This is a genomic window from Corynebacterium sp. HMSC14B06 (genome assembly GCF_001807075.1).
Classification (GTDB): domain Bacteria; phylum Actinomycetota; class Actinomycetes; order Mycobacteriales; family Mycobacteriaceae; genus Corynebacterium; species Corynebacterium jeikeium_D.
This window is the reverse complement of the sequence record NZ_KV787362.1, coordinates 61,704-82,118: the sequence shown is the minus strand read 5'-3', so window position 1 is coordinate 82,118 and position 20,415 is coordinate 61,704. Positions and strand designations below refer to the sequence as shown.

At 60.7% G+C, this 20,415-nt stretch carries 21 protein-coding genes; 15 read left to right on the top strand and 6 right to left on the bottom strand.

What is annotated here, in order from left to right; translation table 11 throughout:
• The first annotated feature begins 46 nt into the window (after window positions 1-46).
• Together HMPREF3130_RS03350 and HMPREF3130_RS03345 are read left to right on the top strand one after the other, a co-directional pair.
• The gene (locus HMPREF3130_RS03350; RefSeq protein WP_016422514.1) at window positions 47-1,003 is read left to right on the top strand and encodes a lactate/malate family dehydrogenase; all 957 of its coding nucleotides are present in this window, start codon (window positions 47-49) and stop codon (window positions 1,001-1,003) included.
• Between the two features lie 70 nt (window positions 1,004-1,073).
• On the top strand, window positions 1,074-2,183 hold the full coding sequence (locus HMPREF3130_RS03345; protein WP_070429310.1) for an acyltransferase family protein: 1,110 nt from the start codon (window positions 1,074-1,076) through the stop codon (window positions 2,181-2,183).
• On the opposite strand, the gene HMPREF3130_RS03340 is transcribed toward HMPREF3130_RS03345, so the two are convergent.
• Entirely contained in the window at window positions 2,177-2,602 is a 426-nt protein-coding gene (locus HMPREF3130_RS03340) for a carboxymuconolactone decarboxylase family protein (protein ID WP_048735414.1), read from the bottom strand. The two genes, HMPREF3130_RS03345 and HMPREF3130_RS03340, sit on opposite strands and share 7 nt — an antisense overlap.
• Window positions 2,586-3,488, bottom strand: coding sequence for a LysR family transcriptional regulator (locus tag HMPREF3130_RS03335; protein ID WP_048735417.1), 903 nt, complete (start codon window positions 3,486-3,488; stop codon window positions 2,586-2,588). Before HMPREF3130_RS03335 ends, HMPREF3130_RS03340 begins: the two co-directional genes overlap by 17 nt.
• A gap of 69 nt (window positions 3,489-3,557) precedes the next feature.
• Here HMPREF3130_RS03335 and HMPREF3130_RS03330 point away from each other — a divergent pair, with 69 nt between their 5' ends.
• The gene (locus tag HMPREF3130_RS03330) at window positions 3,558-4,481 is read left to right on the top strand and encodes a TDT family transporter (protein WP_070429360.1); all 924 of its coding nucleotides are present in this window, start codon (window positions 3,558-3,560) and stop codon (window positions 4,479-4,481) included.
• Here HMPREF3130_RS03330 and HMPREF3130_RS03325 read toward each other — a convergent pair whose 3' ends face one another.
• Both HMPREF3130_RS03325 and HMPREF3130_RS03320 read right to left on the bottom strand, forming a co-directional pair.
• Window positions 4,482-5,672 carry an MFS transporter gene (locus HMPREF3130_RS03325; RefSeq protein WP_049189543.1) on the bottom strand — a complete coding sequence of 397 codons (1,191 nt, stop codon included), beginning with the start codon at window positions 5,670-5,672 and terminating at the stop codon, window positions 4,482-4,484.
• The gene (locus HMPREF3130_RS03320; protein ID WP_070429309.1) at window positions 5,672-6,397 is read right to left on the bottom strand and encodes an IclR family transcriptional regulator; all 726 of its coding nucleotides are present in this window, start codon (window positions 6,395-6,397) and stop codon (window positions 5,672-5,674) included. Before HMPREF3130_RS03320 ends, HMPREF3130_RS03325 begins: the two co-directional genes overlap by 1 nt.
• Before the next feature lie 65 nt (window positions 6,398-6,462).
• On the opposite strand from HMPREF3130_RS03320, the gene leuC reads away from it, so the two are divergent.
• Together leuC and leuD are read left to right on the top strand one after the other, a co-directional pair.
• Window positions 6,463-7,890: a 3-isopropylmalate dehydratase large subunit gene (gene leuC, locus HMPREF3130_RS03315; RefSeq protein ID WP_049189542.1), complete on the top strand. Its 1,428-nt coding sequence runs from the start codon at window positions 6,463-6,465 to the stop codon at window positions 7,888-7,890.
• 62 nt (window positions 7,891-7,952) lie between these two features.
• A complete protein-coding gene (gene leuD, locus HMPREF3130_RS03310) occupies window positions 7,953-8,543 on the top strand; it encodes a 3-isopropylmalate dehydratase small subunit (RefSeq protein WP_049189541.1) in 591 nt (196 codons plus the stop codon).
• 17 nt (window positions 8,544-8,560) lie between these two features.
• Here the strand turns inward: leuD and HMPREF3130_RS03305 are convergent, their stop codons facing one another.
• The gene (locus tag HMPREF3130_RS03305; protein ID WP_172954645.1) at window positions 8,561-9,541 is read right to left on the bottom strand and encodes an NUDIX hydrolase; all 981 of its coding nucleotides are present in this window, start codon (window positions 9,539-9,541) and stop codon (window positions 8,561-8,563) included.
• Between the two features lie 112 nt (window positions 9,542-9,653).
• Here HMPREF3130_RS03305 and HMPREF3130_RS03300 point away from each other — a divergent pair, with 112 nt between their 5' ends.
• Window positions 9,654-10,652 (top strand): NAD(P)H-dependent glycerol-3-phosphate dehydrogenase, encoded by a 999-nt coding sequence (locus HMPREF3130_RS03300; RefSeq protein ID WP_016422532.1) that lies wholly within the window; start codon window positions 9,654-9,656, stop codon window positions 10,650-10,652.
• A gap of 35 nt (window positions 10,653-10,687) precedes the next feature.
• The gene (locus tag HMPREF3130_RS03295) at window positions 10,688-11,791 is read left to right on the top strand and encodes a D-alanine--D-alanine ligase family protein (RefSeq protein WP_049171570.1); all 1,104 of its coding nucleotides are present in this window, start codon (window positions 10,688-10,690) and stop codon (window positions 11,789-11,791) included.
• A 10-nt stretch (window positions 11,792-11,801) separates the two neighbouring features.
• Here the strand turns inward: HMPREF3130_RS03295 and HMPREF3130_RS03290 are convergent, their stop codons facing one another.
• A complete protein-coding gene (locus tag HMPREF3130_RS03290; protein WP_070429308.1) occupies window positions 11,802-12,782 on the bottom strand; it encodes a DUF3515 domain-containing protein in 981 nt (326 codons plus the stop codon).
• A gap of 111 nt (window positions 12,783-12,893) precedes the next feature.
• Here HMPREF3130_RS03290 and HMPREF3130_RS03285 point away from each other — a divergent pair, with 111 nt between their 5' ends.
• From HMPREF3130_RS03285 to HMPREF3130_RS03250, 8 genes are read left to right on the top strand one after another with little or no spacing between them, the layout of a single operon-like run.
• Entirely contained in the window at window positions 12,894-13,850 is a 957-nt protein-coding gene (locus HMPREF3130_RS03285; RefSeq protein ID WP_049189538.1) for a thiamine-phosphate kinase, read from the top strand.
• 37 nt (window positions 13,851-13,887) lie between these two features.
• Window positions 13,888-14,553, top strand: coding sequence for a uracil-DNA glycosylase (locus HMPREF3130_RS03280; protein WP_048735462.1), 666 nt, complete (start codon window positions 13,888-13,890; stop codon window positions 14,551-14,553).
• 6 nt (window positions 14,554-14,559) lie between these two features.
• Entirely contained in the window at window positions 14,560-16,086 is a 1,527-nt protein-coding gene (locus HMPREF3130_RS03275) for a DAK2 domain-containing protein (protein ID WP_070429307.1), read from the top strand.
• Window positions 16,087-16,090: 4 nt separating this feature from the next.
• On the top strand, window positions 16,091-18,241 hold the full coding sequence (locus HMPREF3130_RS03270; protein WP_070429306.1) for an ATP-dependent DNA helicase RecG: 2,151 nt from the start codon (window positions 16,091-16,093) through the stop codon (window positions 18,239-18,241).
• 24 nt (window positions 18,242-18,265) lie between these two features.
• Window positions 18,266-18,538, top strand: a complete 273-nt coding sequence (locus HMPREF3130_RS03265) for an acyl-CoA carboxylase biotin carboxyl carrier protein subunit (protein WP_049171558.1) — start codon at window positions 18,266-18,268, stop codon at window positions 18,536-18,538.
• Complete coding sequence (gene rsmD, locus HMPREF3130_RS03260; protein ID WP_049189536.1) at window positions 18,539-19,105, top strand: 16S rRNA (guanine(966)-N(2))-methyltransferase RsmD; 567 nt, start codon at window positions 18,539-18,541, stop codon at window positions 19,103-19,105.
• Between the two features lie 45 nt (window positions 19,106-19,150).
• Window positions 19,151-19,624 (top strand): pantetheine-phosphate adenylyltransferase, encoded by a 474-nt coding sequence (coaD, locus tag HMPREF3130_RS03255; RefSeq protein ID WP_049189535.1) that lies wholly within the window; start codon window positions 19,151-19,153, stop codon window positions 19,622-19,624.
• Window positions 19,625-19,634: 10 nt separating this feature from the next.
• Window positions 19,635-20,396 (top strand): SPFH domain-containing protein, encoded by a 762-nt coding sequence (locus tag HMPREF3130_RS03250; RefSeq protein ID WP_049171555.1) that lies wholly within the window; start codon window positions 19,635-19,637, stop codon window positions 20,394-20,396.
• Window positions 20,397-20,415: the final 19 nt, after the last annotated feature.

The window sequence follows — 20,415 nt, the reverse complement described above, 5'->3', positions numbered from 1 at the left end:
CCCCTCCACCGCGGCACGGGATTTCCACAGTCCTAGTATCGAAACTATGAAACATTCAAAACTCGTTTGTATTGGTCTCGGTCACGTCGGTTCGTATGTCCTGACATATGCCATGGAATCCGGGCTGTTCGCTGAGATTGCCACGATTGACACGGCACCAGGCGTCGCGCATGGCGAGGCTCTGGACCAATCCCAGTCCACTGGTGTTCCCGGCACGGACTATGTCAATGTGCATGCTGGCGACTACAGCGATTGCACCGACGCGGATATGATTATCGTCGCTGCTGGTGCGTCCATTCTCCCTGATCCGGACGACCCGGATTCCCGTCCGGACCGTGCCGGGTTAGCCAAGCTCAGCGGGGAAGTGGTTCGCGATGTCATGCCGGGAATCGTGAAGCATACGCGCGATGCGATTGTCCTCTTTATTACTAATCCGCTCGATGCAGTGGTGCACTTGGCTCATACCGAGTTCGATTACCCCGCGGAAAAGCTCTTTGGCACCGGCACGATGCTAGATTCGGCCCGACTGCGCTGGGTAGTTGCCAAACAGCTCGGTATCGACCCGAAGTCAGTTACTGGCTACATGATGGGTGAGCACGGGCTTACGGCCGTCCCAATTTTGTCCACGCTGAACGTGCAAGGTGTGAGGTGGACAGAACTGGAAAAATGGCATGGCACGCAGTTGCCTTCACCGCAAGAAATTCAAGATGCCGTAGTCGGGGCAGCTTACGATGTTCTCAATGCCAAGGGCTGGACTAATGCCGGTGTTGCACGCTCCGCTTTGGAAATTGCCCGCGCGGTGATGCTGGATCAAAACAGCGTCCACCCGGTGTGTACACGCTTGGATGGTGAATACGGGTTGACGGATGTCTCGCTGTCGATGCCAGCGGTGATCGGCCGAGGTGGAATCATTCGCCGTATGCCGCCACAGCTAAACAGCTGGGAGCTGGAGCGGTTGCGTGAATCTGCTCAGTACATTTTGAGCACCGTCGAGAATATGTAGAAGAAATTATGTAGATTCCACTTTTGCCGAAATAACACGGGGAAGTACTTTGCGCTCCTAAAATATTGGCATGAATTCGGCCAAGTCCACCTACGTTCCGGAGCTGACCAGCATCCGAGCCATCGGCGCGTTCGGCGTCCTGCTCACGCATGCCGCGTTTTGGACGGGCAATTACACCGGCGATTGGTGGGGGCGCCTCAACGGTCGATTCGAAATTGGCGTCACCATCTTCTTCGTGCTCAGTGCGGTTCTGCTCACAGGGCGCTGGCTCGGTTCGCCTGACGACGTCCCCGCGAACCGACCGGACTTGCGGAAGTATTTCACCAGCCGTGCGAAGAGAGTCCTGCCGGCCTACTGGATTGTGGTCACTGCGGCCTTTCTGATTCACACTGCAGACGAGCCACCACCATCTGGTGGAGGGCTACAGGGCTGGTTGCGCACGATGTCGTTTACCCAGACGCTCCAATTCGGCTGGATTCACCCGGGCTTGCCGCAGATGTGGTCGATGGTGGTGGAAGTCGGCTTCTACTTGGTATTGCCGCTGGTGGGGCTTGGCATCTGGACGATCACAAAGGGGCGGCTGCGGCCTGGTCCAACGTTGGCCATCATTATTGGTTTTGGCCTTATTGGCCCGGTCTGGACTGTGCTGTCGCATCAGGAAGGGCTGCTGCCGGTAGTGGCACGGCTGTGGCAGATGGCGTATTTCGACTGGTTCGCCATCGGAATGCTGCTGGCTTACGGGCGAAAAGTTGGCTGGCGCGTCAATTTGGCGGCCAGCTGGCTGATAGCGCTAGTCCTGTTTTTCCTATCCACAACCACTCACGTGGGGCCAGCAACCTTGGTGCCGGATGATGTCGACCAGGCGTTGTGGAAGACCACGCTGTATGGTCTGTCTGCCGGCGCATTCGTGGCTCCGATTGCGCTGGGTACGGAGGTAAGGTGGCTTCGTCATCCAGCCATGATTTGGTTGGGAGAAGTCTCTTACGAGTTCTTCCTCGTTCACGTGTTGGTCATGGACTGGGTAATGAGCTTGATGGGTTATCAGACCTTCCAGGGTTCGATGTTGGCAGTGGCAATTGTCACCACTGCCATCGCCCTGCCACTGTCGTGGCTGCTGCGCCGCATCACTGATGTACTAACGCGGAGACCAGAGCCTGAGAGCCCATGGGCTGCCTACTGATCGTCGTCGTCAAGCGGGCCGAGCTCAGCAACGAGCACTTCCTGCGCGACCTTCATCGCGGACAGTGCGGCCGGTGCGCCGCAGTAACCGGAAGCGTGGACGATGGCTTCGGTGATCTCGGTGCGGGTCAGACCGTTGGCGAGGGCGCCCTTGATGTGGCCGCGCAGTTCCTCGGTGGCTCGCAGAGCGACGAGCATTCCAATGTTGAGCAGAGAGCGATCGCGCTTGGCCAGCCCTTCGCGGCTCCAGACAGAACCCCAGACTGTGGCGGTGATGTGCTTCTGCAGGGTCTCTCCGTCGGAGCCAGCATTGCGGGAGAGGGCGGCATCGACGAATTCGTCGCCCATTACCTCGCGGCGGATTTGGATACCGGCATCGTAGCGGTCGGAGGAAAAGAGTTCATCATTCGAATTGCTCATGCTTGCTAAGTATAGGACTAGCAATGCGGATAAATTCCGAAATGTCCCCACTAGCTTTACTGCCACGACGCATAACCACGCTGAGGTTGCGAGTAAAAACGGTGTCGGTGGGGACGATGACGATGCGCCCGAGCGTTACCTGATCGCGAATTGCGCCGCGGGCGATGATTGTTGGCGCTGCCAGCGCAATCATTCCAGCGCGCTGTGCTGAAAGGGAGCCAAATTCTCCGGCGGGTTCGGTGAGAGTGCCCAGTGCATCTTCCACCACCTGTCGGCTACCGGAACCCGGTTCGCGAATAACGAGTGGCGTCGCGCGCAGTTCCTCGGCGGATATCTCGGCCCGCTCAGCCCACAAATGCCCAGTCGGCACGGCGAGGACCAGTTCGTCGGTGCCGATGATTCGTTCTTCGAGGTCGTGCCGACCAGCCTCGCCCTCTACCAGGCCGAAGTCCACCGCACTGTCGGCTACTAGTTGCCGCACCTCACGGGAGTTTGCCTGCACCATCGAAAGTTTGACTGCGGGATGTTGCCGGTGGAACTCTGCGGCCCAGCCGGGGTAGTAGAGCTCAGCGACAGTGTTGGACACCGCAAGGGTGAGGTGGCGGGGAACATTGTCGGAACGCAAGCTGGCGGCAATGCCCGAAAACTTGTGGCAGGCGGCGAGGAGGTCTGGGAGAGCGTCGATAAGCACTTGCCCTTTTTCTGTAGGGGAGACGCCGTAAGGGGAGCGTTCGAAGACTGTGATTCCCAGCGCTCTTTCCGCCCGTGCGATGCGTGCGGACATGGTCTGCTGGTTGGTGCCGAGCTCACGCGCGGCCTTCGAGATCGACCCCGCACGGGCGACGGTGAAAAGTGCTTCGAGTTCGGCCACAGCGGAGGGGTACATGCATCAATGGTACCCCTCACAGAGTTTCGTGATAGCGGTGACTGCAGCAAGAACAAATACGGTATGGGCATGACCAACTCTCCTCGCAGTGATGTGCTTGCGCCCGCCGGGCCTGCGTGGGCAGGATCGCTGATGGGCACCTCCATCTTCGCCACGCTTGCGCACATTCATGACGTGCCGGTGGTTCCGGAACTGCTTCTCGTCGTGGCAGTTGGCATTCTCGGTTTCATAGTGGTCGGTTGGTTGCGATTTCGAAACCCGGCTTTTCACTCGAAGTTGCAGGCGCCGTGGGGCATGTTCGCGATGGGCATCATGGCTCTCGGTAGTGCTGCGACTGCGCTAGCTAGTAACTCATCGTGGCAGCTGATGTCCTGGTGGATCGGTGCGCCGCTGGCAATCTACGTCAGCCTTCGCCAACTGCGAGGATTCGAAGGCGAACCAACTTTTCAGTGGGGCCTCGCGCTAGTCGCCCCGATGGTGGCGGCGACAAGTGGCGCACAGCTGAGCGTTGACTACGGCACGTTCTATCACGTCTGCGCACAAATACTCTTTTGGATGGCGCTGATTACGGTTCTGCCGGTTTTCGTACGCTGCTACGTCGCGCTGTTCTCTGGCGCCATGCGCATCCCCGATTCCATCGCCGGTACTGCCTGGATTCCGCTCGGGCTGGTCGGTCAGTCCACGGCCGCTGCGCAGCTGCTTTTCAACCGAACCTCCGCTGTCGCTTACGGCACCGCTGTGCTCATTGTCGGTGTCTTCCTCGCCGCCATCGCTTTACGACGATTCACCCGCGCCGTAATCAGTTGGGCCGGATACAGCCCTGGTTGGTGGGGTGCAACCTTCCCCGTGGGCACTCTGAGTCTTGGTACGCACAGCCTGGGTGACATTACCGGCGTGCAGTGGCTATACGTGGCCAGCGCTGGGCTGCTGTGTTTGCTGGCTGTGCACTGGTGCGCGTGCGTGGCTCGATTTGTTTGGTGGGCGCGGAGCTAGCTAGTCAAGCTCGACCCGCACCCGCCCGTTGCGGTTCTGGTCTTCTCGTGGCGCAATACCCAGCGCGGCGGCGGGGAACAGAGCCGTGACGGCAAACAGCGCGGGGAAGCCCGCAGCGGCCACAATCGCACCCGAAACCGGAGGCGTTGCAGCGTAGATAATGTTCTGGAACGTGTTCTGCGTACCCATAGCGCGTCCGGACCAGAAGGGGCCTGCGTATTCAGCAACTGCGGTGAAGGCGAGTCCATTCGGGCTGACCACAGCAACGGCCAGTGCGCAGACCAGCAAAGTTCCAAGCGTGCGCCAATCAGCCCAGCTGGCAATCATCATTGCGACAGCCAAAACAAAGGTCGCACCCGAGACCCAGCGGTAGGGGCGGATGCGAGATCGCACTCGGTCAGAGACCACACCCATCAGTGCTCGCGATCCGGCACCGAGCAGCTGCGAGACCATCACAATTGTGCCCGCCGTGCCATCGGAGTACCCCACAGACAGCAACCACACCAGAATGTAGGCACCCATCATCGACTGCGGCCAGGACAGCAGCGCCGAGGCGATGTGGATGCGCACGAGGTACTTGCCGTCCCGGTAGGGGCTGGCCGTGACGGTGGGGTTCGAGGCATCAGGGCGAGGGGGATTCTTCACGCCTATCAGTACAAGCAACGCCAGCACGGCGCACAGGATTGCGGGCATCGCGAGTGCGACTCCGATGCTGTAATTCTGCGCGAGAGGGTGCAGGGTTACCGCTGATAGTGCAGCGCCGAGGGGCTGAGCCATTTGGCGAATGCCCATCGCAGTGCCGCGCTGATGCGGTGGGTACCAGCCCGACACCACGCGGCCGGATGCCGAATTCACGCTCGCCGCCGCACACCCGGCGAGAAAGAGCGTGGCCCCGAGCAGAGCCGGGCTTGACGACGAAGCTAGCGCCGCAAGCCCCGTCGTTAAGGCAGTAGAGGTCAGGCCGGCGAACAGAGCTGCGCGTTCGCCATAGCGGTCGACAAACCAGCCCCAGGCGATGAGCGTGAAGACAATACCGGCCGCCGGCATTGCTGCGACGAGGCCGGCGGCGGAGAGGCTTAAGCCGTTTTCCTGTAGGGATGGGATGAGAAAAGGCACACCCATGTGAACGACGGACGAACCGACCGCCGCGAACATGGACAGAAGAAGGACAAGGTGACGGTAAGCGGGCATTACAGTCGGGAGCTCATCTCTTCAGCGGCGCCGAGAACCTTTGCGCCCCAGCATTCGTAGGGCGACGGAGTCATGCGCTCCACGGGGCCGGAGACGGATAGGACTGCAATCATGCGCTGGTTGCTGTCGAAAACCGGGGCGGAGACGGAGGCAAGTGCGGGGTCGCGCTCACCCATGGACTCGGACCAGCCGAGACGTCGGCAGTCGTCGAGGTCCTGTTGGTTGAAGTCGGCGTCGGGAAGCATTCGCTCAGCGAGGTTGGCCGGGCCAAAGGCCAGGAGAACACGTGCGGCGGAGCCGGCGGTTAGCGGCATGCGAGAGCCAACTGGCACGGTGTTGCGCAGTCCGGTGGCGGGCTCCATGGAGGCAATACAGGTGCGGGTATCGCCGGTGAGACGGTAGAGCTGCACGGACTCTCCGGTTACCTCTACTAGCTTCGGCAGGATGTGCGCTGCGGCGTCGGCAAGCAGGTCGGTTGTGACAGGCGTGATCTCGGTGAGGCCGGGGCCCGTCGTCCAGCGGCCGTCCGGAGGGCGGGTGACAAGGCGGTGTACTTCCAACGCCGTGGCCAGCCGATGGGCGGTGGCGCGGGGCAGGCCGGTGTCGTCACAGAGCTCGGCGAGGGTGCGTGGAGTTTCTGCAACAGACTTGAGAATGAGTACCGAACGGTCGAGAACCTTAATGCCACTTAGAGCTGGCGTCTCGGATGTGCTAATCTGTCCCATGCCATGATATTAACATCTCATTCCTTGAGATAAAAGAGATATATCCGGAAGGCGGCTCACCCACTATGCGCACCACGGACACCAGCCCGAAGACTCTGGCCGAGAAAGTCTGGCATGACCACGTAGTCAAGCAAGGCGACAACGGCGAACCAGATCTGATTTATATCGATCTGCACCTCGTCCACGAGGTTACCTCGCCGCAGGCTTTTGATGGCCTCCGTCTGGCAGGGCGCAAGGTACGCCGCCCGGATTTGACCATCGCAACCGAGGACCACAACGTTCCGACCACTGTCGCCGGCGGCAAAATCAATCTGATTGAGGAGCCGACCTCTCGTACCCAGATTGCCACACTGCGCAAGAACGCCGAGGAGTTCGGTATCCGCCTGCATCCGATGGGCGACCGCGAACAGGGTATCGTGCACGTCGTCGGCCCACAGCTGGGCCTGACTCAGCCGGGCACCACCGTCGTCTGTGGTGACTCGCATACCGCAACCCACGGTGCTTTCGGTGCTATGGCCTTCGGTATCGGTACCTCGGAGGTTGAGCACGTTCTGGCTACCCAGACCCTGCCGCTGAAGCCTTTCAAGACCATGGCGGTCAACGTCACCGGCGAACTGCAGGATGGTGTTACCGCCAAGGATTTGATTCTGGCGATTATCGCCAAGATTGGCACCGGCGGTGGTCAGGGCCACGTTATTGAGTACCGCGGCGAGGCCATCGAGAAGCTGTCGATGGAAGCCCGCATGACCATTTGCAACATGTCCATCGAAGCCGGTGCCCGTGCCGGCATGATTGCTCCGGACGAGACCACCTTCGAATACCTGAAGGACCGCCCGCACGCGCCGCAGGGCGAGCAGTGGGACGAGGCAGTCGAATACTGGAAGTCCCTGGTTACTGACGAGGACGCGAAGTTCGACAAGGTCGTTGAAATCGACGGTTCCGCGCTGACTCCATTCGTTACCTGGGGTACTAACCCTGGCCAGGGCGTGCCGCTGGGGGAGACCGTGCCAGATCCGGAGTTCATCGCTGAGGACTCCGACCGCATCGCGGCCGAACGCGCACTGGAGTACATGGATCTGAAGCCGGGCACCCCGATGCGCGACGTCAAGGTCGACGTGGTCTTCGTAGGTTCCTGCACCAACGGCCGCATCGAGGACATGCGCGCCGTCGCCGACGTGCTGAAGGACCGCAAGGTTGCCGACGGCGTCCAGATGCTCATCGTGCCGGGCTCCGCAAAGGTCCGTGCGCAGGCTGAGGAAGAGGGACTGGGCAAGATCTTCGAAGAGGCAGGCGCCGAATGGCGTATGCCGGGCTGCTCCATGTGCCTGGGCATGAACCCGGATCAGCTGACCCCGGGCCAGCGTTGCGCTTCGACCTCCAACCGCAACTTCGAGGGCCGTCAGGGCAAGGGTGGTCGTACCCACCTGGTCAGCCCGGCTGTCGCCGCAGCCACTGCCGTCGCCGGTCACTTCGCAGCACCGGCTGATCTCTAACTGACTCTCACTGCCGATCTTTGTACAACAGACCCAAGCAGAACTTCTAAGGACCTTTCACTATGGAAAAGTTTGATACTCACACCGGCGTCGGCGTTCCCCTGCAGCGATCCAACGTCGACACTGACCAGATCATCCCGGCTGTCTACCTAAAGCGCGTCACCCGCACCGGATTCGAGGATGGCCTGTTCAGCAACTGGCGCAACAACGAGTCCGACTTCGTGCTCAACCGTCCGGAATACGCAAAGGGCTCCGTCCTCGTAGCAGGGCCGGACTTCGGTACCGGTTCTTCCCGCGAGCACGCCGTGTGGGCCCTGATGGACTACGGTTTCCGCGTCGTCATCTCCTCCCGCTTCGCCGATATCTTCCGTGGCAATGCCGGCAAGGCGGGGCTGCTCGCCGCACAGATGCAGCAGTCCGATGTCGAGCTGCTGTGGAAGCTGCTGGAGGCTAACCCTGGCATGGAGCTCACCGTCAACCTGGAGACCCGCACCGTCGAGGCCGGTGAGCAGGTCTTCCCGTTCGAGGTCGACGACTACACCCGCTGGCGTCTGATGGAAGGGCTTGACGACGTCTCCCTGACCCTGCGCAACGAAGCGGACATTGTGGCCTACGAGGAGAGTCGTCCGGCCCACAAGCCTAAGACGCTGTAGGTCAAAATCCTCACAAACTACTTCACCGGCAGCGCCGAGGCGTAGTAATCAGCCGTGGTCATCACACCGTCGTTGAAGCCCAGCACCCAGGCAGAGCCCTTCTTGCACAGGATTTCCTCGTCGAAGGGCAGGGTGCCCTCAGCGGACCAGGCGGCAAGCAGGTCTGGGATGGTGATGCCCTGAGAGCAGATGACGCTGACTCCGCCTAGCGCGACAATGTCTTCGAATGCCTTCTTGGACTCAACCTGGTTGGCAATCCAGTGCTCGTCGCCAAGCCGTTCGTCGACTGTGACCTGCATTCCCAGCTCTGCGGCGAGTGGCGCGACGGTGTCCTGGCAACGCACGGGCTCGGCGGAGTAGATCCGCTCGGGGCGGAAGCCTTCCAGGGCAGAGACGAGCAGTTCCGCTTGACGACGTCCCTTCTTATCCAGTGGCCGCAGTGCATCATTGCCGTTCCAGTTGGTGCGACGGTGCGCACGCCCATGGCGAACCAGAATGAGACGGGTGTCCGGTTCCTTGTTCATGCGCTTGCGGGCCTTGACCAGCACGTCGCGGTCGAGGTCGTAGGACAGCAGCTCCTCGGCTTCGTCCCAGGAGACCCAACGAAGCTCGTTGACCTCGGAGTTCTGTTCGAATTCGCCGTCTAGAACCTCAGCGGTCCAGTACCAGACCAGCTTCGTTCGTCCGGCGACAGGGTAAGAGACGTTGCCGACGAGCTTGCCCAGACGGACGCGGTAGCCGGTCTCTTCCCAGATTTCGCGGACGGCGGTGGCAATGAGGTTCTCGCCGGCGTCGAGCTTGCCTTTCGGCAGCGACCAGTCGTCGTAGGAAGGACGGTGAATCACGCAGATTTCAGGGTTATGGACATCGCCGCGCCATAGAACCGCGCCGGCCGCGAAGGTCGGCTTGGTGACATCCTGACCTGGCTTCGTCGGAATCTGGCGCAGGCGACCGGTCACGGAGGTATCGCCCTTGAGGTCCTTGTCCTCTTCGTGCATCATCGTGAATTCCCTTTCAATCCTTTGTCGCCGACCTAGTTTAGTATCGCAGTGTGAGAACGTCTCGCTAGACTTGTTGGAGATTAGAGGCTAACGGAGGAAGGTCGCGGCGATGGTGCAAGTTTCAGTGATGGGTGCGGGCTCGTGGGGCACGACGCTCGCCAAGGTTTTTGCTGATGCGGGCAATCCTGTACGGCTGTGGTCGCGACGTGCGGAGCAGGCACAGCGTATTCAGATCAGCCGCGAAAACCACGACTACCTGCCTGGTCTGGGGCTGCCGCGCAACATCGAAGCCACCTCGGATGCAGAGGCCGCGCTGAAGGGCGCGGATGTGGTGGTGCTGGGCGTGCCCTCGCAGACTTTGCGTGACAACCTCAAGGTCTGGAAGGACTTCATCGGGCCGGAGACGATTCTGCTCAGCCTTGCTAAGGGTGTGGAGCGCGAGACACATCTGCGCATGAGTGAGGTCATTGCGGAGGTCACAGACCTGCCAGCAGAGCGTATTGCGGTGCTGTCCGGCCCGAACCTCGCCCGCGAGGTTGCGATGGAGCAGCCAGCGGCAACGGTGATTGCTTGCGCCGATGAGAACAACGCCAAGATGATTCAGGCGGCAGTTGCCACTAATTACTTCCGCCCGTACACCAACACCGATGTGATCGGCTGCGAAATCGGCGGTGCCTGCAAGAACGTCATTGCGTTGGCCTGCGGTATGGCCGCTGGTCAAGGATTGGGTGAGAACACGCTGGCAACCATTATCACCCGTGGCTTGGCGGAAATCACGCGTCTGGGCGACGCGGTTGGTGCAGAAGATAAGACTTTCGCGGGATTGGCGGGCCTCGGTGACTTGGTGGCCACTTGTTCCTCGCCGCTGTCGCGTAACCGCACCTTCGGTGACCGTCTCGGTCGCGGTGACACGATGGAGCAGGCGCAGCACGCTACGCGCGGTCAGGTGGCTGAGGGTGTGATTTCTTCAATCTCGGTCCGTGACCTCGCTCGTCGCAATGGCGTGGAAATGCCAATTACTGAGGCCGTTTACGCCGTCTGCCACGAAGGCGCGAAGGTCGATGAGACAATTCGCAAGCTGATGGGGCGAAGCCGCAAGTCGGAGTAACCACTTCAACGAGGTCGGGGCTAAACTAAGTCACCATGACTTCGTCGAATAGCTCGTCTGCAGATCGCATTTCCGTCGCCGTCATCTACGGTGGCGCAAGCCCTGAGCACAGCGTCTCCTGTGTCTCGGCCGGCGCAATTATGGATCACCTGGATGAGGACCGCTTCCGAGTGGTTCCCATTGGTATTACCAAGGATGGTGTCTGGACCGTCGGGACGCGTGAGACGGATACGCTGCGCACACAGGGGCGTACGATGCCGGAGGTCATCCCGGGCGAGGAGGTTGCGCTGAGCACCTCGCCGTCACGCCGCGGTGAATTCCGCTTCGTCACCGGTGATCGCGCCGGCGAGGTTTTCGACACCGTCGACGTTATCTTCCCGGTCCTCCACGGTCCGCACGGCGAGGACGGCACGATTCAGGGGCTCTTTGAGCTTTCCGGCATTGCTTATGTCGGCCCGGGCGTGCTCGCTTCCGCTGCGGGAATGGATAAGGAACGCACGAAGAATCTCTTGCAGGCAGCGGGGCTTCCTATTGGCAAGCAGGTTGTTTTGCATGTTGGCGAGTCGCTTTCCGACGAGGACAAGGAGACCCTTGGCCTGCCGGTGTTCGTTAAACCTGCCCGTGGTGGATCGTCGATTGGCATTTCCCGCGTGGATGATTGGGCGAATCTGGATGCGGCGGTAGAGCTGGCCCGAGAGCACGACTGGAAGGTCATTGTAGAGGCCGGTGTAGACGGCGCCGAGGTGGAGATTGGCGTGCTGCAGCGCGCTGACGGCAGCCTTCAGGTCTCTGTCCCGTCCCTGCTGCGTGGCACGGAGGACTCCGACGAGGGCTTCTACGGTTTTGAGACCAAGTACTTGGATGATGTCGTCTCGGCGCAGATCCCGGCTGAGCTGCCGGAGGATGTTTTGAAGGCACTGGACACGGATGCTCGTCGGGCGTTCAGGGCACTAGGCTCTGATGGGCTGACTCGCGTGGACTTTTTTGTCACGGATAATGGCCCGATTATCAATGAGGTCAACACCATGCCGGGCTTTACCCCGATTTCGATGTACCCGCAGATGTTTGCGGCTTCCGGTGTTGCCTACGAGGAGCTGCTCAGCGCCCTGATTGAGCGGGCGCTGGTAGCTCGTCGATAGAAGTTGGTTCTTACTTTTCTTCGCTCGGCGAGATGTTCTCCAGGTTGTCCGCGATGACCGAGGAGAGCACCGGCATTAGTGAGCTGGCCTCCGACATCGGCATTTCAACGGCGACGAAGCGCTCCCGGCCCATGGCGTACCAGGTGGCGGAGGTACCGGAGGAAAGCGTTGGTTCGTTGAACCAGACAATGTCGCCAACCTGCGTCAGCTGCTGCGTGGTGGTGCTATAGCCAGCCGGCTCGTCGACACCACAGCGCAGCACCACCGGATCTGCTGGGGTGCCGCCCCAAATGACCATGTCCTTCGGCATGTCAGCCGGCATTTCCTCTGCGCTCAGACGGTGACGGTTGCCAAGCTCGCGGGGGAGGGCAGCCTCCAAGCCGCTGCAGCGCTTATCAGCTTCCGGAGCTGCCAGTTCTACCAGTGGGACGCCGCCGCGCTCCGGCTTGTTCTTGTACTCGGAGTCCGGGCGCAGCGCCTCGGCGAGGTCACTCAGGGCATCCTCCGCCTCTGCATTTCCTTCGGCGGTAATCGCAACAACCGGTTCGCGCCCGACGGTGAACCAAGTCGCCAAAGACTCGTCGGTACTGTCGACCACGCGCAGCCACGAAATGCCCTTGACCTCTTCGGTCTTAGCCAGTTCGTTGTACTGGCTAGGTACGTTCGCGCCACAGCGCAGCGTGATGCGGTCTTGTTCCAAGTTTCGGTACACAGCGGCGCCTTCTGGAGCCGGCTCTGCAATGTCGGCGCGAACCAGACCTGCGGCGCGATCTGGCAGTCGGTCGAGCAGTTCCGCACACTCGGGCGAGTCATTGGCGGGAAGCTCCGGATTGGAAATCGCGACTGGCTTTGTCGCCTGATTATCCTGGTAAATCTTTGCGGCAAAAATAATGCCGAGGATAGCGATAATGGCGATAGCGAGTGCGATGCCCGCGCGTGTCCGGCTACCCTTGGACTGAACTGTTTCTCCCGATGGGGGTGCGTCTACCATGGGCCTGATTCTACGTTGTCCGGTACCAACTCCAATTGGTTGGGGGCAATACCGAGACGGGTTCCGCTATTAACGGTTAACCATCGACTATTAGGAATGTGACTCGACACTGTGACTGAATTGACCATTGGCGATATTGGCGAGTTTGGGGTCATTGAGGCCATCCGGGCTATCGCCCCGTCGGCACGCAATGGCGACGATGCCGCCGTCTTGACGCAGACAACCCCCAACGCCCGTTTTGTCACTTCCACCGACATGTTGGTGGAAGGGCGCCACTTCCGCCTGGACTGGTCGACACCTCAGCAAGTTGGAGCTAAGGCCGCAGTACAGAATTTCGCCGATATCGAATCGATGGGTGCGCGTCCAACGGCCATGCTTTTCGCCATCTCAGCACCGTTGCATACTCCGGTGAGTGTGGTCACCGGTATCGCCGAGGGATTGTGGCAGGAAGGCAAGCAATGTCCGGCGGAACTCGTCGGTGGTGACATGGTCAGCGGAGATTCTCTGGTGATTTCCATCAGTGCGATGGGCGAACTCGGTGGGCTTGGGCGGCCGCTGCTGCGCTCAGCAGCACGCGCGGGGGATACGGTGATTGCGTCGGGACGCATCGGCTACTCTGCTGCGGGCCTTGCGCTGCTGCAGCACTGCGGAAGCCCGGCAAAAATTCCAAGCGAGTTTGCGCAGCTGGTGGCCGCACACTGTACGCCCGAATTTGAATATCGCAGGGGTGCTACGGCGCGAGCCACAGGTGTGCGTTCACTGACGGACAATTCCGATGGACTGGTCGTGGATCTCCGCGCTATTGCGCAGGCCTCCAGGGTTACTTTGGAAGTTGACAGCAGTGCCATTGCGCCCGATGAGTTGCAGATTGCCGCTGGTGAATACCTGGGCATCGACCCGTGGGAGTGGGTGCTCACCGGCGGGGAGGACCACACACTGATCGGTTCGACGCCGGGGGAGCCTCCGACGGGGTTCCGCGCTATCGGCACGGTGTCGAAGGAAAAGTTCGATTCGGTGCTTATCGACGGCCAACCTCCTGCCCGCGATGCCGGTTGGGTTTCCTTTTAAGAGTTCGAAGAGGTTTTGAGAAGAAAGGCTGCATGACATGGATCCGTTGCCGGTCGAAGAAGGGTGGCAGAAGGCGCTGGAGCCAGTGGCCGATGACATCCACCGGATGGGGCAGTTCCTGCGCGAGGAGAACGCGGCCGGCTACGGTTACCTGCCCGCGGGCACCGATGTGCTGCGCGCCTTTACTTATCCATTCGATGAGGTCAAGGTGCTCATTATCGGTCAGGACCCGTACCCGACCCCGGGGCATGCGATGGGGCTTAGCTTCTCGGTCCAGCCGGATGTGAAGCCGGTACCGCGGTCGTTGGCGAATATTTTTAAGGAGTATTCCTCCGACCTGGGGCTCCCGACTCCCTCCAACGGTGACCTCACTCCGTGGAGTAGGCAGGGCGTAGCTCTGTTCAACCGTGTGTTGACCGTACGTCCGGGTGCTGCTGCCTCGCACCGCGGTAAGGGCTGGGAGGCAATCACGGAGCATGCCATCAAAGCATTGGTCGCCCGTGATCAGCCTCTCGTGGCCATTCTGTGGGGACGCGACGCGCAGAGTTTGCAGCGTTGGCTCCCCGGCGTGGACTGCATCTGTTCGCCGCACCCGTCACCGCTGTCGGCATCCCGTGGGTTCTTCGGGTCGCGTCCGTTCAGCCGGGCCAATGAGTCGCTGATTCGTCAGGGAGCTACCCCTATCGACTGGACGCTAGAATAGGAATTCATGTCTTTGCAGATTGGTTCTGCCGCCATCGTCGGCTGGGTTGCCCGGGGGATTGACGCGCTTCAATCCCGCCGCGATGAGATCAACAGTCTCAATGTCTTCCCAGTACCGGATTCCGATACCGGGTCGAATATGCTCGCGACGTTGAGTTCGGCCTATGAGGAAGCGCAAAAGGCTGACGCTTCCGATGTTCGCGCAGTCACCGCGGCCCTAGCTGCCGGTGCAGTGCGCGGCGCCCGCGGTAATTCGGGCACTGTGCTCTCGCAGGTTTTTCGCGCGGTGGCTGAGGCTGCCTCCGGTAGTGGCATTGGCGTTGAGTCGGTACAACACTCGCTAAAGCTAGCTGTGCAACATGTTTCCCAGGCGATTGCCAATCCAGTGGAGGGCACGATTCTGACAGTCCTGCGGCACGCCGCGATTGCCGCGGAGGAATTTGAGGGCGACTCGATTGAGGAGCTCGCCGACACGATCGCGGATGCCGCTCGCGATGCGCTGGCGAAAACCCCTAGCCAGCTCCCGGCACTGCAGCAGGCGGGCGTGGTCGATGCCGGCGGCGCGGGGTTGGTCATTCTGCTCGACGCGCTTGCCGACGAAGTCAGCGGCCGCGCAGCCGCACCGGTCGATTTGCATGTCGACGCGCCACACGTAGCCACCGTTGAGATGGAGGTCATGTACCTGATTTCCTTGGCGGATACCCAGGCGGTGGAAGCGCTGCGAGAGCGGTTGAACCCGCTGGGCAATTCGCTCATCATCGCAGGTGATGCTGGTAATGCGGAGACCACGCAGTACATGGTGCATATCCACACAGTGGAACCGGGCGCAGTTATTGAGGCGGCACTCGACTTCGGTCGTCCGGAACGCATCCGTATCGAGGTGCTCGATGAGCCGGAGACAACACCTGAGTCCACTCGCATCCTCATTGCGGTAGTGCCGGACGGTCCGCTGAATGATCTCATCACCTCCTCGGGAGCGATTGCTATCAGCCCGACCCCCGCTCCGACTCCCACATCCACTCCCACAGATCGAGCAGCCATCGCCGACCAGGAGTTCGCTGACAATGTGGTCACCAAGGCGCTGACTGCCATGCGGGGTGCGGATGAGGTAATCCTGCTGCCAAATGGGCTGGTTAGCGACCAGGAATTGGCGGATATCGAATTCGCTGCTGCCGCGGCTAATCCGACGCTCGCGGTAGTGTCCACAGACTCCATTCCGGCTGGCCTTGCTGCCTTGGCCGTGCATTCGGCTGAGCTGCCACTGACGGTTGCTGCGTATGCGATGGGAGAGGCTGCCAATGGCACGCGAACGGCTGTAGTCGCTGCGGACGTCGATAAGCCCCTGACTGACGCGCTCACAGAGACCATCTCAGACCTGTTGGCTGGCGGCGGGGAACTAGTGACTCTGCTGCTCGGGCGCGGAGCCGAGGGCGTGGACATAGCGCAAGTGCGGGCGCGGCTGGACAAGCCTGTGGAGGTCGTAGCCTACGATGCAACCGGCATCGATGAGCTGGTGCAGGTAGGAATCGAGTAGCGCGATGCTCGGATGGCTCGGCTCGGATTATGCGCGCACGCCCCTGAATATCGTGGTGGGGCCAAAGATTGCAAAGAAGCTGCATACGGCTTTTGGTATGGAGACCGTCTCGGATGCGCTGACGAATTTCCCGAAGCGCTACGTGGCGCAGGGTAAGAGCTTAGATGTGTCATTTTCCGACATTGGCGACACCATCACCACAGTCGTGCAGGTGCACAGCATTTCGCCAGCGCCCGCCTTCGCCGACCGACGCAAGCCACTGAAAATCTATGTCAGCGACGGCGTGCGCATTCTTCCGGCCGCGATTTTCGGTGCCGAATGGCTGCGCAATATGCTGCACCCCGGTGTGCGTCTGCTCATTGTTGGCACACTCAGCGAGTTCCGCAATGAGCTACAGCTGAAAAATGTTGATTGCATGGTGCTTAAAGCCGATGGTTCGGTAGGCGCAGCCACTGGCAAGCTGGCCACACTGACGAAGACAGCCAAGGGGATTGCGGAGATGCAGCGGCTGCTCACGCGCCCCTATCTGCCCATTTACCGTGGCCGTAAAGGAGTAGCGGGTATTCACCTGGCTCTGTACATGCAGCGCATCCTCGAATGGTTACCGCTGCAGCCAGACCCATTGCCCGCCACGCCGGAGGGACTTACCGATTTCGACTCCGCACTGCGTGGCGCACACTTTCCCTCCATCGCGGGCCCCGATATTGCGCTTGCCCGTCTGAAGTACGACGAAGCGCTTGAGCTCCAGCTCGCCGTTGGTGCACGCAAGCGTACTCAAGCGAGCCTCACCGCGCCGGCCTGCATGGAAGTCGCCGGGGGACTTCGCGACGAGCTACGCCGGGGGTTGCCGTTTTCGCTTACCGACGGTCAGGTCGCGGTCGCAGCCGATATCGCGCAGGATATAGCGAGGTCTAACCCGATGAACCGCCTGCTAGCAGGTGAAGTCGGCTCGGGTAAGACCGTGGTGGCCCTACTGGGAATGCTGCAAGCAGTCGATTCCAGCAGGCAGTGCGCGATGCTGGCGCCGACGGAAGTCCTGGCCCAACAGCACTACCGATCGCTGACAGCGATGCTGGAGCAAGCCGGAGTAGCAGTGACTGTACGACTGTTGACGGGATCGATGTCGACGAAGGAGCGCCGGGCAACCCTGTTGGAGGCAGTCAACGGGGAGGCTGACATTGTCGTCGGCACGCATGCCCTGCTCAGTGAGGGCGTGGAGTTCTTCGATCTCGGGCTGGTGGTCGTCGATGAGCAGCACCGCTTTGGTGTGCGCCAGCGCGATCAGCTGCGAAGCAGGGGACGGGGTGGAATGACACCGCATCTGTTGGTGATGTCGGCAACCCCGATTCCGCGCACGGTAGCGATGACCATTTTTGGCGACCTCGCAGTTTCGCAGTTGACGGAATTGCCACGGGGACGTCAGGAAATCCAATCCTTTGTCGTACCGACGCTGGAGAAACCCCGCTGGGAGGCACGAACCTGGGAGCGCATTGGGGAAGAAGTGGCCAAGGGCAACCGCGCCTTCATTGTCTGTCCCCGCATTACCCGCGATGAGGAACAGTTCCTCGACGAGTCCGTGGAGGCGGTGTTCGACCGAGCGAGGAAAAAACTGCCCGGTGTACGTATCAGTCAGTTGCACGGCAATATGGCACCGGAGGACAAAGACCGCGTGATGCAGGCCTTTGCCACAGGACAGCTGGATGTGCTGGTGTCCACCACAGTTATCGAAGTCGGCGTGGATGTACCAGAGGCCACGATCATGATGATTCGCCGCGCCGAGAGCTACGGTATCTCGCAGATTCACCAGCTGCGCGGTCGTGTCGGCCGTGGTGACCGTGGTGGCCTGTGCTTCCTATGTACACACACGCATTCGCAGACACCGGAGCGCACCCGGCTGGACCGCATTGCCGCCACCACCGACGGCATTCAACTGGCGGAGCTGGACCTGGCCACGCGTAGTTTCGGCGATCTGCTCGGCGATGACCAATCGGGACTGGCAACCGGCCTCGGCCTGGTGGACCTCACCACCGACGGCGAAATCATCGAGCGCACCCGACATGATGCCATGGCTCTTCTCGATGTTGATGAGAGGCTTGTGGGAGAGCTTATCTCCGATATCGATGAAGAGCAGTCGAACTACTTGGACCGCTCCTAGTAAGACCAAAGTAGACTGTTGGGCATGGTAGATGTCTGTGCACCTTTTGCAGGAGTAGTCCGCTGGGAGGTCGCCGAGAAAGACTCGGTGACGACCGGTCAGGTTATTGCGGTCGTGGAGGCCGTCAAGCTAGAAGCGCCGGTTTTAGCGCCCTGCCCGGGCACGGTCGCGGAGGTGGCGGCAGATCAATTTGTGGATGTCGAAGGCGGTCAGCTGCTGGCAAGAATCACGCCAGCAACTCACAGCGCCACGGCACAGCACAACGGCAACGAGAACACATCGCACGAAGGGAAGTAGATGACCCGCATTATTGCAGGTGAGGCACGCGGTCGTAGGCTAGTCGCGCCTAAGGGAGAGACCACTCGGCCAACTAGTGACCGCGCGAAGGAAGCCATCTTTTCCTCCTGGTCCACACGCTTTGGGCTAGAGGGAACTCGCGTTCTCGACCTGTTTGCTGGCTCGGGTGCGCTCGGTTTGGAAGCGGCTTCTCGCGGCGCGCGTTCCGTCGTGTTGGTGGAAAACGATCCGAACGCCATTGCCGCTATTGAAAAGAACATTCGCACCGTGGGGCATCCCGATGTGGCCCTGTCTCCGATGAAAGTGTCGTCGTACCTTGCGGGCGCGCCGGGCGAGCCTTTTGACCGCGTCATCGCGGATCCGCCCTATGAGTTGGTGGGGGAGGCCGTTACAGAGATGCTCGAGGCGCTGCGTAGCTTCCTCGCGCCGGGCGCGGTCGTGACTGTGGAGCGTCACCGCGATGACGAGGAGACGCAGTGGCCCGAGGGCTACGAACAGCTCCAGCAGAAGCTGAAGCGTCGCATTCACGGTTTGGCGCGCTTCGACACCGCTATCTACAACGCTTAACGTTCTTCTTTACGCTTTACGACGGCCAAAGGTGGTTTGACCTCTATGACTCACGCATGCTGCCCCGGTTCCTACGATCCCATGACCTCTGGTCACCTCGATGTGATTGAGCGTGCCGCGCGCCAATTCGATCAGGTGACCGTGCTGGTTACCCACAACCCGAATAAGCAGGGCATGTTCAATGTCGAAGAGCGCATGGACCTCATTCGGCAGTGCACGCAGCACTTGGACAATGTGCAGGTGGACTCCTGGTCGAAGCTGTTGGTTGACTACACCTCCGCGCAGGGCATCTCCTGCCTGGTCAAGGGGCTGCGCTCGGCGGCGGACTACGAGTACGAGGCTCCCATGGCGCAGATGAATCGGCGCATGACGGGCATTGAGACTCTCTTTGTGGAAGCTGATCCGAAGTACGGTCATGTGTCGTCGACACTGATGAAGGAAGTTGTTCGCTACGGCGGTTCGGTGGAAGGGCTAGTTCCTGAGCCTGTCTTGCACGCCCTGCAGCGCCGACTGAAGTAGCATGTAAGTCATGTTTCGCGTCTTCGAATCTCTTGATGAACTGGTCCAGATCCTAGAAGAGGCACACGGCGTGCCACTGTCGGCCAATTGTATGGTTCCGCGTCAGCGTGTTCTCGAGTTGCTCGATGAGCTGAGGGATGCTTTCCCGGCTGAGCTCGATGACGCGCAGGATGTCTTGGACCAGCGGGATGAGATTATCAACGATGCTGAAGCCCGGGCGAACAACACCATTTCGACTGCGGATGAAGAAGCCCATCGCATTGTCGACGAGGCCGAGGCCCGCGCTAACCACACCGTCGAGGATGCCAATGCCCACGCAGCTGGCACCGTCGCGGCCGCTGAGGACGACGCCCGTCGCCTCCGCGAGGATGCTCAGCACGAGTACGACAGCATTGTGGATCGTGCTTCTGCCGAGTCCGATCGCCTGATTCACGCTGGTAACGAATCCTACGAGCGTTCCGTTGCGGAAGGCCGCGAGGAGCAGGCTCGCCTGGTCGCTGAGTCAACGGTCGTCCGCGAAGCCAACGACGAGGCGAATCGTCTGCTTTCCGACGCACACGCGGATTCCTCTCGCCTCCGTGAAGAGTGTGACCGCTACGTTGATTCCAAGCTCGCCGAGTTTGAACAGACTCTCCAGGAGACCCTGCGTAATGTCGGTCGCAATCGCTCGGTACTGCGTTCGGGGGCCGGTGCCGTCGGCGGTGGTGCAGGGGCACAGAGCGCGCCGTCTTCCTTCTCCGAGGGGCAGGAACGCCGCCGGTACGAGCGTTAGCGCATCTTCGGGGTAGACT

Excerpts from the sequence above, each read along its gene's own strand:
- HMPREF3130_RS03350 (WP_016422514.1), top strand. The coding sequence starts at position 47 with ATGAAACATTCAAAACTCGTTTGTATTGGTCTCGGTCACGTCGGTTCG.
- HMPREF3130_RS03345 (WP_070429310.1), top strand. The coding sequence starts at position 1,074 with ATGAATTCGGCCAAGTCCACCTACGTTCCGGAGCTGACCAGCATCCGA.
- HMPREF3130_RS03340 (WP_048735414.1), bottom strand. The coding sequence starts at position 2,602 with ATGAGCAATTCGAATGATGAACTCTTTTCCTCCGACCGCTACGATGCC.
- HMPREF3130_RS03335 (WP_048735417.1), bottom strand. The coding sequence starts at position 3,488 with ATGTACCCCTCCGCTGTGGCCGAACTCGAAGCACTTTTCACCGTCGCC.
- HMPREF3130_RS03330 (WP_070429360.1), top strand. The coding sequence starts at position 3,558 with ATGACCAACTCTCCTCGCAGTGATGTGCTTGCGCCCGCCGGGCCTGCG.
- HMPREF3130_RS03325 (WP_049189543.1), bottom strand. The coding sequence starts at position 5,672 with ATGCCCGCTTACCGTCACCTTGTCCTTCTTCTGTCCATGTTCGCGGCG.
- HMPREF3130_RS03320 (WP_070429309.1), bottom strand. The coding sequence starts at position 6,397 with ATGGGACAGATTAGCACATCCGAGACGCCAGCTCTAAGTGGCATTAAG.
- leuC (WP_049189542.1), top strand. The coding sequence starts at position 6,463 with ATGCGCACCACGGACACCAGCCCGAAGACTCTGGCCGAGAAAGTCTGG.
- leuD (WP_049189541.1), top strand. The coding sequence starts at position 7,953 with ATGGAAAAGTTTGATACTCACACCGGCGTCGGCGTTCCCCTGCAGCGA.
- HMPREF3130_RS03305 (WP_172954645.1), bottom strand. The coding sequence starts at position 9,541 with ATGCACGAAGAGGACAAGGACCTCAAGGGCGATACCTCCGTGACCGGT.
- HMPREF3130_RS03300 (WP_016422532.1), top strand. The coding sequence starts at position 9,654 with ATGGTGCAAGTTTCAGTGATGGGTGCGGGCTCGTGGGGCACGACGCTC.
- HMPREF3130_RS03295 (WP_049171570.1), top strand. The coding sequence starts at position 10,688 with ATGACTTCGTCGAATAGCTCGTCTGCAGATCGCATTTCCGTCGCCGTC.
- HMPREF3130_RS03290 (WP_070429308.1), bottom strand. The coding sequence starts at position 12,782 with ATGGTAGACGCACCCCCATCGGGAGAAACAGTTCAGTCCAAGGGTAGC.
- HMPREF3130_RS03280 (WP_048735462.1), top strand. The coding sequence starts at position 13,888 with ATGGATCCGTTGCCGGTCGAAGAAGGGTGGCAGAAGGCGCTGGAGCCA.
- HMPREF3130_RS03275 (WP_070429307.1), top strand. The coding sequence starts at position 14,560 with ATGTCTTTGCAGATTGGTTCTGCCGCCATCGTCGGCTGGGTTGCCCGG.
- HMPREF3130_RS03270 (WP_070429306.1), top strand. The coding sequence starts at position 16,091 with ATGCTCGGATGGCTCGGCTCGGATTATGCGCGCACGCCCCTGAATATC.
- HMPREF3130_RS03265 (WP_049171558.1), top strand. The coding sequence starts at position 18,266 with ATGGTAGATGTCTGTGCACCTTTTGCAGGAGTAGTCCGCTGGGAGGTC.
- rsmD (WP_049189536.1), top strand. The coding sequence starts at position 18,539 with ATGACCCGCATTATTGCAGGTGAGGCACGCGGTCGTAGGCTAGTCGCG.
- coaD (WP_049189535.1), top strand. The coding sequence starts at position 19,151 with ATGACTCACGCATGCTGCCCCGGTTCCTACGATCCCATGACCTCTGGT.
- HMPREF3130_RS03250 (WP_049171555.1), top strand. The coding sequence starts at position 19,635 with ATGTTTCGCGTCTTCGAATCTCTTGATGAACTGGTCCAGATCCTAGAA.